Below are 16,722 nucleotides of genomic sequence, written 5' to 3' on the forward strand. Positions count from 1 at the left end.
TATATTTTTAAGGTTCAAAGCATAAAGCGAATGTGGATCCGGAAACTTCTCCGATGTGATAACTTTGTCCGTTGTGGCGTACTGTCACATCTTCTACTTCGGTTGGGCTTTTATAGAAATTATAGTAGATGATCACCTTTTTTGCAGAAGGAATGACAATCGATGCACCTGATTTTCTATCTAAAACCTCATTGAAATAAATATTGCCATAAATTGGATTTCCTTTTCTCGGGAGCCTTCGTTCCGGAGTTGTAGAATTAAAGGCAACACCATTGGCGGTGAAGTCAGCGCAGATCAATTGACGGCCGGCCTCATTCAGATATGGTATACATTTATCATACATCCGGGATCCAACCATGTATGCATCGGTACCAAAATTACTTCCGTACCAACTGTTGATATCGTTGGCATCCTTCACACCATACATATCCCACAGATATATTGCATCAAGCAAGATTTTATCCATGAAACCATCGAATCGCATCACTTCACCCGGGGTATCAGGATAATTGTAGTTTATACTTCCATCAGGTTTGACCGTCCCGGAATCTTTGTACGGTACATCCGTTCCGTTAGCATTCGATTGCATAAATCCAGCATGGAACGCCACTTTGGCTTTGTTCGGTACCGCATTAATAGTTATTTCTGCTTCCAGAGCCTTCACACCCATACGCTCTGAAAGGGGATGCTCTGTAATTGCATAATACCGTCCCAACACACAATCCCGATATGCAGCCTGGTACATTGCATACTGTTTGAATTTCAAGTGAGAAGTAACACCGACAGAATCCAGATTGGCGATTACATTGGAAGTAGTCAAACTTTTCATGTACGAACCCATCGGTTCATATCTGCCCGGATTTTTTCGAAGCGTAACGTTCTGGCTTCCGTATCCATAATCCCCACCATTTATAACATTATACCCGAGTTCAGTGGCCATAATGTTAAATTCATCGTAGAACCATTCCCGGACTTGCTCAAACTGCGGGAAACTTCCCTCCGTAAATTCATCCGTATAAACCGCTCCGTTGCGCATGGGCGTATTTCGCGCCGTCTGCCTCGCTTGCGCTTCTGTTGCCTGCATTCCGTGGGTAAACCAGCTGCCGATGGTATCGTGAAATTGCTGACTTGCAAGATTAAAACATGGTTTAAGTCCGTGTAAGTCGACACCTGGTTTTGGCTGTCCGGTTGAATATTCGTAAAGACCAGCTCCGTGAATATTTTGCCAGAAAATATGCGTCACACCACCATAAGCAATCCTATCGGCTGTTAACTGCGGATTTCCCGGCTCGAAAGGAACGCACTGCATACATACAGGTTTATCACTCTGCTGGTACGGGCTTGGATTGTAATAGTACTGTGGTACCATTTTATCCGCAACAAGCCAGCTCGGGTTTTGCTCCCTGATCATGCTGCCCTGTGAAAGATTTGAACCTCCGTTTGTTGTGAAGTGAATTACGATCGTACGATATAGCAGATTGATATCTGCGTTGACGTTTTCACCTCCATGCGCCCAGAAATCCCAACCTAAACGGACAAAATCAAAAAAAGTTTTCGCGCCATCCCATGCCGGGTTTGAATCGGCATAACATTTCCGGATTGAGACAATCAAACCATTGCGCAGATTAATGCTACCCAAATCTTTTGGCACATCGCCATTCGCCCAGGGCACTTCGTTTATCCAGTAAAGGGCTTTGTATTTACGGCCATTCCAATTCCGATACCGAACTCCATTTTCGATATAATCATCTGGTGTCGCATCGCGGTAATTCCCGTTTTCATTAACCAGGTCAAAAAGAAGTTTTGGCGTTTTGGTGTATGGCGGGATTGTGGTGTCGCCCTGAATATAAATCCTGAAATCAGCTTGCTTCTGCTCTACAATTGTTCCATTCGCCCCACCATTTCTTAGCGTAAATGTCACACGGAAACGATTTTCTGTATGCAGAATATCACGGCCTTTCCATTGGATATTATTTACTTGTGACAGTGCACGAGGAGTTAATAAATCGTAAAACTTATATGCGGTGCTGATATTTAGAAAATCTGGATATTGCAGCAATGTTGCTAGGTTCATGTTCACCCATTGACCATTTTCCCAAATTTCTAGTTTTCTGCCAACCCAATCATACGGACCTGAGTTAGTTATAGGCCATCTTACATTCCAGGTTTTTAGTCCATCCTTTAAAATGGCATAACTTCCTCCTGATACTTGAATATTAGGATACGGTGGAAATGTAGACTCTCCTACTTCCTGATACGTGTAATCCAATCCAGAATACTGAATTTCAGTACTTGCTGTCAGCGTAAATTCATAAGTAACTGTTTCCACAACAATTCCAGTCGCACCACCTGTCAGGATGCTGAATTGAACCCGATAAGTTCCGTCACCAAATGTTTTGCTGGAAGTTTCAAAGGATTTGTTTCCTGTTCCACTAAATAAGTATCTGGTAACTGCACCAGTCGTGGGTATTTCCCCAGATTTCCGGTTTATTATAAAATTATTGTTATCATAACTTCCATTGATCTTCTTCGAACAAATGAACTCCCAATAGTCGTGCGGACGGTTAGTAACCGTAAAAGCAACATCCCACAAAGATGGTACCGGAAAACTGCTGCCAGTCAAAGATATATCACCGACTTTTGAGTTTGCGGCAACATTTCGAAGCTCGACAGGTGCAATTCCATTGGAAGGAGTACCGCCACCGGCTGTCAAAACAAAGCCTGTTGTTTTCTCAAAGACAACGGTACCGTCCATTTGTGCTTTGAAGTAAATCTGAAAACCGCCTGCATTGATATTCGTCCAGCTTTGCCCGCCAAACATATTATAAACTGCATCCGTAGCAGTCGCAACTACCTCATAAGGTTTATTGAAAGTAAATAAGGCTACTCCCGATGAATTCCTGATTTCTGCATATACCTGGTTATGGCGGATATTAAAGACATTGATACGAACGTCAGCCTTCGATTTTACGGGATATGAACTACTGTTATTTTGCAGGATATCCCCAACTTTGACGGCTCCGGATGTTTCGTCGTAAAATTCGAAACGAACAGTTCCAATGGTGGGCTCTTCTCCTTCATCGGCAATATTGAAGATTGAATCTTTTGAATATACCAGTTCATCATCCATGTACGCTTCAAGGTATACGTGCTTTCCGCCCGCTGTTGCGTTGGAGTTCCCTGCGGGACCGAACATTTGATAAACATGGTTATCAGTTTCAGTAACACTTTCGTGCGGTGCATTCCAGCTAAAAAGCAAAGTGTCTGCCAGGTCTGTGATTTTCGCAAAAACAGCATTGTGTAAAACATCTTTTACAGCAAAATGAATGTCATATTTTCCACCGGAACGGAATACGCTGGTACCATCTTCCGCAATATCAGATACTTTAAACCCTTCACCAGAAGTTTCATTCCAGTATTCAAAATCAGCCTGACCAAGTTCCAGTTCTGTGATTTCAAACTGAACCGTTTTATTGTAAATTTCCGTCCCATTCAATCCAACTCTGAATAATACATTGTAGACGCCTTTCGGCAAAGCGCGTCCATTAGTTACAGGAAACATGCGGTAAGTGCCATTACTAACAACTACTGGCAGATTCTCAAAACTATTGTCCGTCCATTTTTCGTTTAGAGCCTGCCCATCAGGTCCACCACCCACGATTGCAGCATAAACACCATTATGCGGCTCATCGGCAACAACAAACTGAATGTCAAACTTTTCTCTGTTCACAAAACTGCCTGTCCCGTTTTGTGGTATTTCAGAAATTACCGAACTATTCTTTGCGTCGTACAGATTAAATTTTACGTTAATCGGCTGACGTGGCACCACCGGAACATTGACCGTTCGGCTATCTCCTGTATCCAGATCCGTTACTTCCAGGATCACACCCTTTTCGGATGATGTAGAAGGCATGCCAGTAATTGTTGCTTTCAGCCCATCCACAGTAAGGGATTGCACAAAGGCAGGTTTGTCTAACACTTCCATTTTCAGATTGTCGTTTGAAGAGACCAGGTATAAAGCCAGATCTATCGTTTGAATTGTTACTTGCCCGATCGGGAAGTAAAGGGTAGGGATATTGGCAAAAGTGGGTTCTTCACCTGTTGCAACTTTTTTCCATTCCGTGCTGGTGCCAGACTCGGAAACAGCCCGGATATATTGTTTTCCAGTTGAATCTGTGGCTGTATCAGAACCGATACGCGCACCACTTTCACCATGAATTTCACGTTGTAAAGTGCCGTCACCATCGAACGGCCATCCATTTGACTTCAAGGCATCACGAACGCCATAAAAACCGGAAGGTGTACTGAAATTAAGCGCCTGATCTGCTTCAATCGTTGCCGCTCCGTTAGGCGTCAGGACGTATTGTGGCAATGATAAGTCCGCGATCAGCTTATCTTTCCCGGTAAGTGATTTTGCATAAGATGGTACGGAAGGATCCGTTTCCATGTTATTCACCGCCAGCTTGAAATTGACCAGGGAATTGTCACCCAACCGCACCTGCAACTTTGATCCTTCTGATAGTTTCAACTGAAAATCTTTCAGAGCTGCCAGTAATCCGGAAGACGAAACAGGATTTAATGAACCTGGTATTGGGTAAGGATCTACAAAGCCGGTACCATTTCCGGTTCCACCGCCTGCATTGTTCCCGCCTGAAATTACATCACCGGCCACGATCACATTGGCAGGTATAAAATCATCATCGCCCTGCGCTTCTATATCTTCGGCCGCAACGGCATCAAACTTTCTCTGATACTGAAATTCGAACAGGAATCCGAACTGGTTACTTCCGTCCGTTCCCCGTTCTATGGTGTCAGAATTAATGCCGATCGCAAAAGCCTGACCGTTTACCACACGGAATTTCAACGGACTCATGAAAAAGTCAAGAAACCATCTTAGCCGCTTTTTAGGCATAAAACCCGTTGCCACTTCTGTGGTATCCTGGTAGTTCAGGTTCCAGTCGACATATTGCGATGAACGACTATCAAAGTCGTAAGGCAAAAGCTTTTCAGCCGTTTCTTTAAATACTTTCCACTGGCTTCCGCCTTTTCCAAATGTGGTTATGGTTTCAACGGCGCCGAAGCTGTTGATATGAGCAAAATAGCGTGGGTATTCTTCGTGTGCGTAGTTAACGATACAGCGAAACGGTTCAGAAACCAACCCCGTTCCTGCCATTAATTGTATCGTATATTCCCGGACTACCTTCGTACCGTTATAAAAACCAAGATTCAATTGTCTGAAACCAACCCCGAAAACCAACTTTTCATAAGTTTCCACATCTGAAACCACGTCCGTATTGGTTGTGGCTGTTGTGCCGTCTTCAAAGGTTATTGTAGCCAGGGCAAACACCGCAATACCTGGATTACGAAAATTAATCCAGCTGACAAAAACTGGTTCATCCTGACGAATGTATCTGGTGCGTTCCTGCAACATCAGGTATTTATCCAATGATGTTGTCGGGTTTTTGAAAGTCGATGAAACTGTACGCGGTGCACCGTTCAGTTCGGATCCGCCACCTAAAACCACAACAAACTGACCGGTTTGGGTCAGCTCTCCTATATTCAGATTTTCGCCACCGGCCTGCGCATATTTCAGGTAATATTTCCGTCTGGAATTCCGGCACTTCTGCGCCACCTTTAAAGTGAAATCCGGAATTTCCGGCGTCAGATATGCATGAAGTACTTCTGAAACGTTCAGTTTCGCCTTAGCCTCTGAATCCAGTTCAATCGGTGCTTTATAAATTCTCTGAAACTCTATTGAATCAGCATCACCCAACCAGACTTCTACGAAAACGCTATTATTTACGACGGCCGAATCATCAACCCCGGCGACAAGATTGGAAACTCCGCCACCTTGAAAAGTCGTTTTGCTGCAATTGTATTTTGAACCGGTTCTTTTTGCTGTAAGTTTTACAGTCCATACTGTGACACCAAAGAGTACAAGACTTGCAGCTGAAATATCAAAGTCTTCATTCAGGAAGTAGCTTTTTTTCAATATTGGCACCAGGGACTTCACATAAGCTTCATGTGTTCCGGCATTGTAAGAATAAGGAGGAATATAAATTCCTGTTGTATCCGGCAAAGCAGTGGCAATGACACGAAGATCATTCTCACCCCAACGGATCACCATTTGCGCACCTTCAACTACGTTTTGAGCGATCGCAATGATATTTTCCGCCTTGATTCCGGATATAAGCCCAGCCTGATCATCTTCGAACTGCCAAAGAGCAGTTTCCTTTGAAAATGTGATAGCAGGTGGAGTTGTTACAAGTAAAGCCATACCCAAAATTCACTCACTTTTGAGCGTTTCAGTGGGACAGCAAACGCGTAGTTAGGGTATAAAAAAACCGCTAAAACAATCGTTTAAGCGGTTTCCGAAATTATCACCATGAACTTTATCAATTCTTCCAGGCATTGGCATCGTAACAAACACCGGCATTAATCCGCCAGGTGAATTCGTAACGCCAGCCGTATAAATTATTTTTTAGCGGACCAACCCATAAACCTTTTGCGGCTGGTAATACCGTAGCCGGTTTCCCGTCTACCTTAAATTTCCTATCGTCAGATAATTTCATCATCAAAGCCAGAATCTGATCAGCGGCCGGTTTACATAGCTCATAAATAATCTTTTCCCGGTTTTCTTTCCCTTTTATCTTTTCATCACTTGGAGCCATTACAGCAAAAGCACCAGATAATTGTGAAATTTTCCCGTTTTGATCATCCGGATCTTCGTCATAGAACTCAACCAGTAAAACGGGATAGTCAATTTTATTTTGGATTGCTAACAAGAGAACGTCAGCCTGTTCCGGACTATCGATGAAACAGAGGTTTACCGCTCCCTCCCGCTGCCCTAACAAGGTCAGTTTTTTGGCTACGTTTTTGAAAAAATCTGTGTATTCCGGGTAACTGTTCATTTGTTTCTGTGTCTCTCGGCTTCTGCCTTCATTTCTTTATTATGCAAAATACTTTCATCCAGTACCTTTAAAACGGTATGCAATGATTCAGATTTTATCGGACTAATCTTGGTCACGTCCCTGTCAGACATAGCAATCATGGTGTTCAACCAGGTAAGTGATTGCGGTGTTTTTTTCTTTTGCTCCGTAGGTTGTATTTCATCTTTATCCTGCAACTCAGGCGGAAAAAGGTTACGGTATATTTTTGGGAATATGGATTTCGCGCCGTGATAATTGATGACAATGGCGCGTTTCACATCCTGACTGATATTAATGAAAATCTTTCCGTTTTCGTGTATCAATCCTTCCCTGAAAGTGATGCGTTTATCATTCATCTTGCGCAAACTGCCTTCTGTTTTTCGGTATAGAATGCCGCAGAACTCATTCAAAATCATTTGATCGGCCGGATTCTTTTCAAAAGCTTCCAACCTTTGTTCTGCTGAAATAAATTCACCGAAATTCATATTAGATAAACCGTCACCCGGGCCATACAGAATAGTACCAATGCTACGTGCAACTTTCCTTGGTACATAAAACGCTTTGTATTGCAGTGTTGAAAAGCTGGTGATCATACTTTTGTACGGATACATTTCCGGATCTTCCAGAAAACGAAGTTCCTTTAATAACTCCACACGCTGCACTTCATTTAAAAACTGAAAATCCTCCAATGGAATTTTCATGATCAGCCTGATAAGCGCCCACTGCAATTCCGGACGTTCGTGCATATTGTTAAGGATAGCAACAGCGCCCAGGTATTGATCCTGTGTTAGTTCTTCAAATTTCGTGGGTATATCCCAGGTCTGTTCTTTCCCGGTTGTCGGATTTCGTAAGGTGATTGGTTGCATTTTGGTTTAGTTAAAAGAGAACAATCCTTGAATCTTCCGGATTTTGCCAGCGGTCGGTTAGAACGGTGACTACTGGTGGCAAATACCCGGCAGGTGGATTTGCATTAAGAAGCGATAATAAATTTTGCAATTCCAGTTCTCCGGAAGATGCGTATTCCCTTGCAGTAGATTCGATCCGTGCATTTTCTGGCTGACTTACCTGCGTACGTTCACCCATCATCACTTCCAGCCCTTGCGCGGTAAGTTTTACAGTTCTGGTAAGCAATGCACGTGATGTTGCCAGATAGATTATTGCAGTCCGCGCTGCTTCCCTGAATTTCTTATCAAAGTTTGTTAAATCTGCTTCGGGTTTGCCAATCAATGCTGCATGATATTCCTGCATATTTGAGGCTATCCGTTTTTCAACAAACCTGATTGATTCCTGCATCGCCCGAAAAGTTACATTCGGGTATAACATCGTAAATACTTCTTCCACCACTTTGGCGGTCGGCACCAGCGTATCAAATGTCCTTTTTCGCTCATTGGATTCAGAATAAGTAGTAAACGAAGTATGATTGTCGTTAAGGAAATTTACCATATCATCCAGAGCGCAAAGCCCGGTATGAAGAAAAGATCCTTCCAGTTTGTTTTGCTCACTATCGCCCAGGTTCCAGCGTCCGTCATTTTTTGGCTTATAAATTCCGCTGCTGTCAATGGAAACGCCGCCGATTTTAGCGTGCTCCCACATAGCCAGGGGAGCCGTTGCGCTATTGATCGTTTCAATCAATTCGACAAACGGCTCTTGAAGTTGCTCATTGGCTATTTTTTCAATAAGTTCTTTATAAAAAGCGGATCCTATGATCGGTATGATGAAACGTTTCTCTGCATTTTTAATCGCAGATTTAACAGATCTAAAATCCAGGTCAAGGCTGACCGGAACAAATTCCATTAATTGTTCAGTGGATGATATCAGCATTGTACGTTGTGTAAAAGGTAATTGAATCCATTTTTATCCTTCACATGTTTCGCCCCCGGATCATTGGTAACACGTTTGTATTTTCTGACCGCAGCAGTAAGGTCAACCGCCCATATTTCCCGATCAGACAGATAAAACTTTATTAATCCATTTGCTTTTAAAAGCTGATATATCGGGCTTAAAACTTCTATGGTTTCCACCACTTCTTCTTCCTCCGTTTTTTCTTTTTCATTGAAAAACAATGGTGGATTTGTGGCACCTATCAAAATGGAAAAGATCAGTGCGATAAGTAGGTCGGAAATGTTGGACAGTAGTTTCATGAAACAGAATAATATTCTTAGAAAATAAAAAATAGCTGCTCCGATCGCAGAAGTTTATTCTGCCTAATCAGAAATAATATCTTTTTTGCCAGCTCCGGTATCCAGCGTTGTTAAAATGGTTTGTTTCGTTCTGAATTGAAGATTTTTATGCTTTTTAGTCCAGCCGTTATATTCTGCAATGAAATTTAAAGGCTCGTATAAAACATCTTGGTAAGGCTCCATTTGCGCCATATAAATCAGGAATGCTTCACGCTTATCAGATCCACCAGACCGGGATCCCATTTCTTTCGAAGCGAAACCGTACAAAGTTGGATCAATACCCAAAGCATAAAGCAAATGTGCTGTGGCTTCCATGTTGTCAGCCAGATACGCGCCGTCTTTCAACTTATCCGGAATTGGCACAATCTCCCAGCCTTCAATCGTTTTTCCATCAATTGAACTCACACCAAATTCACTTGCAAAGGCAATACCGGCATTTTGAGAACCAACCAAACGCTGGTTTATTTCTGAAATTTTGGTGGAACGGATTGAATTCCTCTCTGCCGATGTGCCATTTGTCCATGCCTTACCATATTCCTTTTCCCAGTATTCGCGCGGGATCTTAATATGAAATTTAATGGTGATCTGGTTTTCAAACAGTGCCTTTTTTACGGCCGGAACTTGTTCAAGAACATCCAGCCAGCCAGATGCACGAATACCATCCCAATGTGCCAGCTGGTAAAAGCTGTTTCCGGGTGTCGGGTAACTGCTTGGGTAGATAAATTTGTAGTCCCGGGTGTATTTTTCCCGCGTCCAATCAACCAGATTATATGCGTACGGATCAAGCGCTCGTATTTTTTTCGTCTCGGTTTCACTTGCGTATGCGTTCGGCCAATTTGCATTTACATAAACATGCTCACAAAGCCCGGTATCTTTATTTTGCGCACCCCAACGACAATATGCCGCTTCATTTGGGGAAATATGCGTGATTTTTTTACGGTCCTTGGATAATATCAGTTCTGGGAAAATATTAAGAAACCAAAATATATCATTCGCAGATTCTGACTTGTACCGTTTAAAATGACGATTATTAAGAAATTCATAAATCTCGTCATCCTTGACATAGGTTAGGATTTCTTTGCCGTTGTCGTCAAAATCCTGCGTAAACGGAAGCACCTGTTTGCTGATCAGGTTTGCTTTCCAGTTCAATGCAGTCGGAATAATTGTACTCTTGCGCGCCCGGCGTAAAACATCCTGCGGAAAAGCATTATTGTCTCCCCAAAAAACAATATCCTGTGAATTAATCACCAGGTTATCTTTTACTATCGGCTGTGTCGGTGTCGCATTTGGTTCACTGTCGAGCATTGATACCAGTGCGCCACCAGGTAGAATTGCAGTGTTTTCCGTTGGAAATAAAATATCCATATTTATTATAGTACGGGATGCCCGTTTAATTCTTCGATCAAATCAATGTGAACTCTCCGGATTTCTCTGGAAGTGATGTTTCTTAGGTTAATTGGATACCTTTTTTCGCGGGAAACACGCTTTTTACCCTTGCCTTCCACTGCTGCAACTTTCCGCGTTGCATTAAAAACCGCCCTGTCAAATACAATGCGTTCGCCACCAGTGCCACGTCTGCGGTCACAGGTACAAAAAACAATGTGAAACGGCCTTGGTTTGTGTCCGCGGCTACATTCATCCATTATTTTAACAGCCTCAGTAACATTAATTGGAGGTTTCATAATTGAAAATTACTACCTCAAATACCGCTTGCAGTGGGACAGTATAAAACAGGTCAGAAAAGAGCCTTTTTGCACTATATTTTTCATCAAAAACCAGATTTACAGACGTTTATCAAAATTTTTCTCAAAAAACGAGTGCTTTGCCACAGAGTTGACCCCGCCACACACTGTCGCGTGGTGCAATTGCACAGGATCGCCAGGCCCTGCGGTATATGAAAAGGGGGTACGGTATGACCGTGCCCCCTGCTGCCTCTCAAAAAGTTTGTGCTAAAATTCTATGAGTGATGATTCATACTTGGTACCATGCCTGCGCCACTTGATCATACCGAACACCAGCGTATCAGCTGCATCACTGTAATGCGGTGCCTCCTGCTGATTGGCTGTACTATCTTTCTCCATACGCTTATCCTTTTCATAGCCAGTCTTTCCACCGAGCGCGAACTTGGTACACTCCATGGCTGTACGCAGGATGGTTGTATTATCCTTATTGAATTTGACGTTGTAGAATTCTGATTCACTTAATGCATTACCATTCAGCAATGCACCCCAAACAAAGAACCTATTCCGGTAGGATGGAGTAGCACCGATGAATGATTCAGTTACTTCCCATCCTTTTGATCTAAGTATATCAGTGAACTCATCCAATGGATTCTTGTCACTTACCGGGTTAGATGGATTGTGTGTATGATCATGGTAAACAATGATCTCTTTCTTATAATAGAATTTATAGTAGTTATCAAATTCAATTGCTAAGTGTCTCATCCTGTTCTTACCAGGTATCACAACATCAATTGCATTGATAATCTTCAAAGTCCTGTTCACCTCCTGCCCTACTACCAGTACATTAATACGTCCACCAACATCAATCCCTACCTCCAATGGCTTACTTCTATCGAGGTCAAGATCCTTACGGCAATCATTCATCTTACCTTTGCCGTACTTATCTTCTTCCATCCCATCCGCAAAGCTGTAATCAATCGCATTGTAAAAGTGCCTGTCTGCCAGATCAGGATAGAAAGTATGTTCAACTTTCCCAGGACGTTCATTTAAAACGGACGTACGGAAGATGAACTCAGGAAGCGTACGTTTTAACCTTTTGACATAATCCAGCCCCAAAACGTCAATATTATCCAGCGTACTCGCCTCTGAATAAAAGATGGTTTGTTTTCGGATCTTGCTTAATTCCTTTTCGTAAAAATTTATTTCAGATACTTCGGTTTTGGTTAAACGTCCTCTATGCCTGCCATTTACTTTAATGATATTGATCTGCTGCTGAATAGCAAGTATTAATTGAATAGCATCTTTATCAACGTATTCTTCATATTCATGGATCCATTTTGCGCCGGAAGTTGTCGGCATATCCGTTGTGAAGGTAACGCCATGATGCAAGTGGCATTCTTTAAAATACCGCTCATTCCCCCGGTTCGTTGGCATCAACTCACTATCCAGTTTTTCTTTATTTAAAAACTTGACTTCATCACCCATGATCCAATCCACAGACATACCATTACTTGAACCCGGACGATCCTGGCTGACCATCCGCATCACTGAGATATTATAACGGTCCACGCGCATGAAAACACTGTGCTCTGCGGTTTCTGGCGCCATGTATGGCATGACTAATCCAATATTCTTTGGGGGGAATTTCCTGACCCAGAAATCAACATCACGTTTCATGCCCATTTCCTGCCAACGCATGATCATCGGCGGCAAAGTCCTATCCAGTAATTGCATATAACTTTCGGCAACATTCACCCCGGCAGACCGTGGCATAAGGGTCATTGCCTTATGTGCTTTGGGTGCAAGAATACCGACAGTTTTACCGGTACCACGACCCATCACATGGACCGATTCTGCTGCGTCAACTGCATTCACGCGCAATTGAGCAATATTTTGATAAAGCTTACTGCCTTGTATGTTCTCGCTCATTGCGTGGATTATCTAAAATGTCTTCATAGTCAATGTTCTCAATCTCGGCCATTTTCTCTTCTTCTTTTTTCTTCCAGAAGCTTTTGATATAAACAGGAAGGTTTGCAATTGGCTCTAAACCAAGTACAGTCAAATCGGCTGTAATTTCCGTCACAACAGTAATAGGCTGCGGCATTTGCTGTTTGTCCCGGTCGTAACCTTTTACCTTTACCATGGTGGCATCGCACCTGGCTGCAACTTCATAGCCCTTCGGATCTCCGTAATTTATGGCTTTTGAGCGCAAACGCTTAATCCCTTCAATAAACATGATCCGGTCAAATTCTTCATTCACCTGTTCAATGGAAGCAAACAGCCTCTTACAATTGGCTACGTCAATATATGCCTGACGCTGACTAATCCCGTATTCCTCTCGCAAAGCATTAACTACTTCAATATCGTTTGCGGGCTGAAATTCGCTAAACCATTGCCTGGCAAACTTCCATCTGGCAAGCTGTTTCTTTTGCGTCAGCGATAATTTATCTTTCTTTTTGGGATTGGTGTAAGCTTCATAAATGGTGTCAAAATCATCATTAAAACGCGTAATGATGCTACTTTTCAGTTTTGCAGGAAATTTCTTTTTCTGTACCTTTTCTTTTGGAGTAGGCTTTTTTATATCATCAAGAACCTCCTTTAATACTCCTTTGGGCGTGAATCCTATCATAACTATAAATTGATTTCAATTTCTTTCATTTCCTGCATCCACTTATTAATCTGATCTTCAAGCGACTGTTTAGCAATCGGATCCGTTTGCTTTGAAAGTCTTTTCCTGGTGCGGCTCACATAGGTTCTTAAATTCAAATAACGTTTTGGAAATACCTGACCGTCATCATCCAAAACTTCATCTGAAGGTACCCTGCCGTGCTCTTCGTAATACCCGATCTTACCAAATAGCACATCAAGTTCGTCGGTGATATCCATGATCCGTTTAGCTGCTTCGTGCCTGTCTTCCCTTCGGTAAGGATCTGGAAGGTTCCGCAAACGCTCTTTCAATAGCGTCCGTTCGTCCATTAGCCCGTAGGTTGATTTCTTCCATTCCTGTACTTCTTTGGGAAGATTTTTGATAATCTCAGCCCGTTTCGGCAAAACCAGAGCAGGCTTTTTGTTTTTATCCAGAAAGGCTTTCACCTGATCCCCCAGCTCACGAACGGTATCTTTAACTTCATCCAGATCATCTTCCATGCTGTTGACAGTACCTTCCAGATTTTCTACATCATCCGATATCGTGCTGTACTTATCATCCAGATCAGAAACTTCACTGGTAATGTCGCTTAGTTCGTCACCCAGGACTTCCACCGACTTTTCTAACTCCTTAACCTTATCCGGTTCTTTGTCGGGCACAGTGGCGACTTTTTCATTGCCATCGGTCAACCCGCTTCGCATCTTTTCCCGGTTAAAATCGTTCGGCCCATAACAAAGCGCTTTGTACACGATATTTTCCCCATACCGTTGTTTCCAAAGTCGTAAGCCATCGGTATAGTTTTCAGACATCAGCCAGGCATCCACCTGCAATTGGTATTCTTTTGTCATAAGCGGCTATTAAAAAAAATCATCCGACCACAATGCGCCCGGATGATTTGCTACTAAACCAAAAATTTACTTAACCTTTAAAGAGGTACTGGCAGTCATCCTTTTTCAAAAATTCTAACTGTTCATCAGTGAGTTTCGCAAAGTCGTACATCACGCCTTTATGCTCAACGGGCATGTGATCACTAATTTCCAAACCCACCACTTTATATTTTGGAACTTTGGGTGCCGGAGCTTGCTCAACGCCCACCACTTCATTATTTACTGCTGCCATATTGCAATTATTTTACACAGAATAATTCTGCTTAGTGACTGAAATTATTAAACTATGCGGCTGGTGTCAGCGTAACCGTTGAGTTGTACATCAAACGTGAAGGCTGCGTACAGGCGACAGTAAATTCGTACATGCCACCGTCACCGTCATTGGTACCACCAATTTTTTGAGCGGTCATTGTTGCATAAATTTTACTGGTACCGATCTGATCATACATCCCATCCGGCATGTTTGCATCTTCTACCAATAAAAGAACAGGGTAAACACCGTTTGCAACCTGATTGAACAAAGCCAGAGCCGCCAAATTTTTGGATGGTAACTGGAATACAAAACTGTAAACCTTTGCTCCTGAATTCGTTCCACCAGGAGAAATGTTATTGACACCGCTGTTCTTGGTAAGCATCAGCGTTTTCCAAGACTTCCCTGTTTTGAAAATGTGAGGAGTTTTAATGATAAAGGCATCTTCTGGTACACTCGGACTTGCAACCGGCGCTCCAAAAGTGAGAATATCATTAAAAGCCGCAATATGTACTTTCAATTTGGTACCGCCCATGTTGCTTCCGCAATCATCACCTAGCAGTACATCGAAAACTTCACACATATATGTATTTGTTAAAAAAGCTCTTTAAATAATTTTTATAAACACGAAGCTTTTCAGCTTACTTCAACAATTCAAGGATGCTACTGTTCGAATCCACCAATTGCTTTTGAAGTATCTTGTTGTCCTTCAATTGTTCCGCTGTTGTGTTTACACCGGCCACATTGAATACAGGCACTTTTACACGGTATTTTTTTTTATCGTGGGTAAACTGAACGGATTCAGAGAAATTATCTTCAAGAGACAATTGCGCCTGCTGTTCTCCGATAAGTGTTGCCGCGTCATTCAATTCACTTTCTTTCGAATGTAAATCAGTTTTTAAACCGTCGATCTGGGTATCCTTTTCGGTAAGACTTTCGTTCAGCGATACAATCTCGGCATCTTTACCGGTAAGCGTATTTTTCGATTCTTCAATAATCAAATTCGCTCCTACAACCTGTGCTTTCAAATCCGTTATCTCGGCTTCTTTTTGAGTAAGCAAGGTTTTTAATTCTTCTATGGTCAGTTCTTTCGCAGCCATTTCTTTGTTTGATAAAAAGGTTAAACAATCGACCTTCCCTGATATCAGGGAAGGTCGTCAATGTTAAAATCAGGCTGCGCCGTCGTTTGTCCAGACAAGTTCAGGAATAACGAAACCGATACCGATCCACCAGTCTGTTAACAGCTTAACGCCACGGTCAAACGCTTGAATATCAAAAATACCTTTTGAGTTTTGAAGCCCTTTGGTAAGCATGATAGCGTTACTTTTCTGCGTAGTGAAGAAACGGTCATTAGGCGTTCCGTTAGCCTTCAAGTTCAATGAAGACAAACCAACCAGCGTAAGGTTTGAGAAACGGATTTTGGTAACACCGGCAGACGTTGTATCTGCATTTGTAAGCAAACCGTATTTCTTCTCATATCCTTTTTTGTATTCCAGGATAACCCATTCCGGCACATACGTATTCATCGGAACGTTACGGTACTGCATAGGAATGGATTTGAAATATGTCTCAAAATATTCCACCAGTAAAACCGGATCCGTTGGCAAAGCTCCCAAAGCAATCGGCACGATACGACCGGCCGTGATATGGTCAGCCAATACTTTCAAAATACCATTCATTGCGGTTCCATCAGCACCAGGATTACCAACAGTTGGCGCAACGTAAACACCACGTCCGATTTCATTCAGCTGAATATCCTGTTGGATACGTGGGACAACCATCTGATCAATCCAGTACTTGATAAACGGCCATTCTGAACGTTTAGGGTTCGTGCTTGACAGGAAGCCCAACCAGTTTTGTTTGATCGTGTCAGGATATTCCAGCAAATCAGCTTTCATATTGTACTGACGGATTTCAACCGGCTTAAATGTTGCGGAACCTTTTGGTGTAAACGCTACCTGAAAAGGTTGAACAATACTGGAATGGCTACCTTCTGCGGCGCGCCAGATCGTATCATCCGTAACAACTTGGGTGAATACCTGCTGCGTGTCAAAACCCCGCATTAACTGCATGCGGATATCATTCTGGTTTTGACCGTTGTTAAGGTAATAAGCACCAAACGCGGTAACTATTTCTGAAACAGTCAT

At 42.6% G+C, this 16,722-nt stretch carries 14 protein-coding genes; all 14 read right to left on the reverse strand.

Going from position 1 to position 16,722, the window contains the following annotated elements:
* Nucleotides 1–7 precede the first annotated feature (7 nt).
* On the reverse strand, nt 8–6,277 hold the full coding sequence (locus AC1XUO_RS18730) for a hypothetical protein (protein WP_483331300.1): 6,270 nt from the start codon (nt 6,275–6,277) through the stop codon (nt 8–10).
* A gap of 118 nt (nt 6,278–6,395) precedes the next feature.
* The gene (locus AC1XUO_RS18735; protein ID WP_483331301.1) at nt 6,396–6,911 is read right to left on the reverse strand and encodes a hypothetical protein; all 516 of its coding nucleotides are present in this window, start codon (nt 6,909–6,911) and stop codon (nt 6,396–6,398) included.
* On the reverse strand, nt 6,908–7,795 hold the full coding sequence (locus tag AC1XUO_RS18740; protein ID WP_483331302.1) for a hypothetical protein: 888 nt from the start codon (nt 7,793–7,795) through the stop codon (nt 6,908–6,910). Before AC1XUO_RS18740 ends, AC1XUO_RS18735 begins: the two co-directional genes overlap by 4 nt.
* A 10-nt stretch (nt 7,796–7,805) precedes the next feature.
* Nucleotides 7,806–8,750, reverse strand: coding sequence for a DUF6712 family protein (locus AC1XUO_RS18745; protein ID WP_483331303.1), 945 nt, complete (start codon nt 8,748–8,750; stop codon nt 7,806–7,808).
* Nucleotides 8,744–9,070 (reverse strand): hypothetical protein, encoded by a 327-nt coding sequence (locus AC1XUO_RS18750; protein WP_483331304.1) that lies wholly within the window; start codon nt 9,068–9,070, stop codon nt 8,744–8,746. The genes AC1XUO_RS18745 and AC1XUO_RS18750 overlap by 7 nt, the downstream gene beginning before the upstream one ends.
* Nucleotides 9,071–9,133: 63 nt before the next feature.
* A complete protein-coding gene (locus tag AC1XUO_RS18755; protein WP_483331305.1) occupies nt 9,134–10,474 on the reverse strand; it encodes a hypothetical protein in 1,341 nt (446 codons plus the stop codon).
* A gap of 5 nt (nt 10,475–10,479) precedes the next feature.
* On the reverse strand, nt 10,480–10,791 hold the full coding sequence (locus AC1XUO_RS18760; protein WP_483331306.1) for a hypothetical protein: 312 nt from the start codon (nt 10,789–10,791) through the stop codon (nt 10,480–10,482).
* Nucleotides 10,792–11,058: 267 nt separating this feature from the next.
* Nucleotides 11,059–12,720 (reverse strand): hypothetical protein, encoded by a 1,662-nt coding sequence (locus AC1XUO_RS18765; protein WP_483331307.1) that lies wholly within the window; start codon nt 12,718–12,720, stop codon nt 11,059–11,061.
* Nucleotides 12,695–13,420 carry a hypothetical protein gene (locus tag AC1XUO_RS18770; RefSeq protein ID WP_483331308.1) on the reverse strand — a complete coding sequence of 242 codons (726 nt, stop codon included), beginning with the start codon at nt 13,418–13,420 and terminating at the stop codon, nt 12,695–12,697. The genes AC1XUO_RS18765 and AC1XUO_RS18770 overlap by 26 nt, the downstream gene beginning before the upstream one ends.
* 2 nt (nt 13,421–13,422) lie before the next feature.
* Entirely contained in the window at nt 13,423–14,286 is an 864-nt protein-coding gene (locus AC1XUO_RS18775) for a DUF948 domain-containing protein (protein ID WP_483331309.1), read from the reverse strand.
* Nucleotides 14,287–14,356: 70 nt separating this feature from the next.
* Complete coding sequence (locus AC1XUO_RS18780) at nt 14,357–14,557, reverse strand: hypothetical protein (protein ID WP_483331310.1); 201 nt, start codon at nt 14,555–14,557, stop codon at nt 14,357–14,359.
* 52 nt (nt 14,558–14,609) lie between these two features.
* Nucleotides 14,610–15,158: a hypothetical protein gene (locus AC1XUO_RS18785; protein ID WP_483331311.1), complete on the reverse strand. Its 549-nt coding sequence runs from the start codon at nt 15,156–15,158 to the stop codon at nt 14,610–14,612.
* 58 nt (nt 15,159–15,216) lie between these two features.
* Complete coding sequence (locus tag AC1XUO_RS18790; RefSeq protein WP_483331312.1) at nt 15,217–15,675, reverse strand: hypothetical protein; 459 nt, start codon at nt 15,673–15,675, stop codon at nt 15,217–15,219.
* 69 nt (nt 15,676–15,744) lie between these two features.
* Nucleotides 15,745–16,722: a hypothetical protein gene (locus tag AC1XUO_RS18795; protein WP_483331313.1), complete on the reverse strand. Its 978-nt coding sequence runs from the start codon at nt 16,720–16,722 to the stop codon at nt 15,745–15,747.

This window comes from Dyadobacter sp. HNCC25DJ186 (assembly GCF_056895235.1).

What these genes read in the sequence shown, in the direction of transcription:
- AC1XUO_RS18730 (WP_483331300.1), bottom strand. Translation starts at nt 6,277, where the DNA reads ATGGCTTTACTTGTAACAACTCCACCTGCTATCACATTTTCAAAGGAA.
- AC1XUO_RS18735 (WP_483331301.1), bottom strand. Translation starts at nt 6,911, where the DNA reads ATGAACAGTTACCCGGAATACACAGATTTTTTCAAAAACGTAGCCAAA.
- AC1XUO_RS18740 (WP_483331302.1), bottom strand. Translation starts at nt 7,795, where the DNA reads ATGCAACCAATCACCTTACGAAATCCGACAACCGGGAAAGAACAGACC.
- AC1XUO_RS18745 (WP_483331303.1), bottom strand. Translation starts at nt 8,750, where the DNA reads ATGCTGATATCATCCACTGAACAATTAATGGAATTTGTTCCGGTCAGC.
- AC1XUO_RS18750 (WP_483331304.1), bottom strand. Translation starts at nt 9,070, where the DNA reads ATGAAACTACTGTCCAACATTTCCGACCTACTTATCGCACTGATCTTT.
- AC1XUO_RS18755 (WP_483331305.1), bottom strand. Translation starts at nt 10,474, where the DNA reads ATGGATATTTTATTTCCAACGGAAAACACTGCAATTCTACCTGGTGGC.
- AC1XUO_RS18760 (WP_483331306.1), bottom strand. Translation starts at nt 10,791, where the DNA reads ATGAAACCTCCAATTAATGTTACTGAGGCTGTTAAAATAATGGATGAA.
- AC1XUO_RS18765 (WP_483331307.1), bottom strand. Translation starts at nt 12,720, where the DNA reads ATGAGCGAGAACATACAAGGCAGTAAGCTTTATCAAAATATTGCTCAA.
- AC1XUO_RS18770 (WP_483331308.1), bottom strand. Translation starts at nt 13,420, where the DNA reads ATGATAGGATTCACGCCCAAAGGAGTATTAAAGGAGGTTCTTGATGAT.
- AC1XUO_RS18775 (WP_483331309.1), bottom strand. Translation starts at nt 14,286, where the DNA reads ATGACAAAAGAATACCAATTGCAGGTGGATGCCTGGCTGATGTCTGAA.
- AC1XUO_RS18780 (WP_483331310.1), bottom strand. Translation starts at nt 14,557, where the DNA reads ATGGCAGCAGTAAATAATGAAGTGGTGGGCGTTGAGCAAGCTCCGGCA.
- AC1XUO_RS18785 (WP_483331311.1), bottom strand. Translation starts at nt 15,158, where the DNA reads ATGTGTGAAGTTTTCGATGTACTGCTAGGTGATGATTGCGGAAGCAAC.
- AC1XUO_RS18790 (WP_483331312.1), bottom strand. Translation starts at nt 15,675, where the DNA reads ATGGCTGCGAAAGAACTGACCATAGAAGAATTAAAAACCTTGCTTACT.
- AC1XUO_RS18795 (WP_483331313.1), bottom strand. Translation starts at nt 16,722, where the DNA reads ATGACTGTTTCAGAAATAGTTACCGCGTTTGGTGCTTATTACCTTAAC.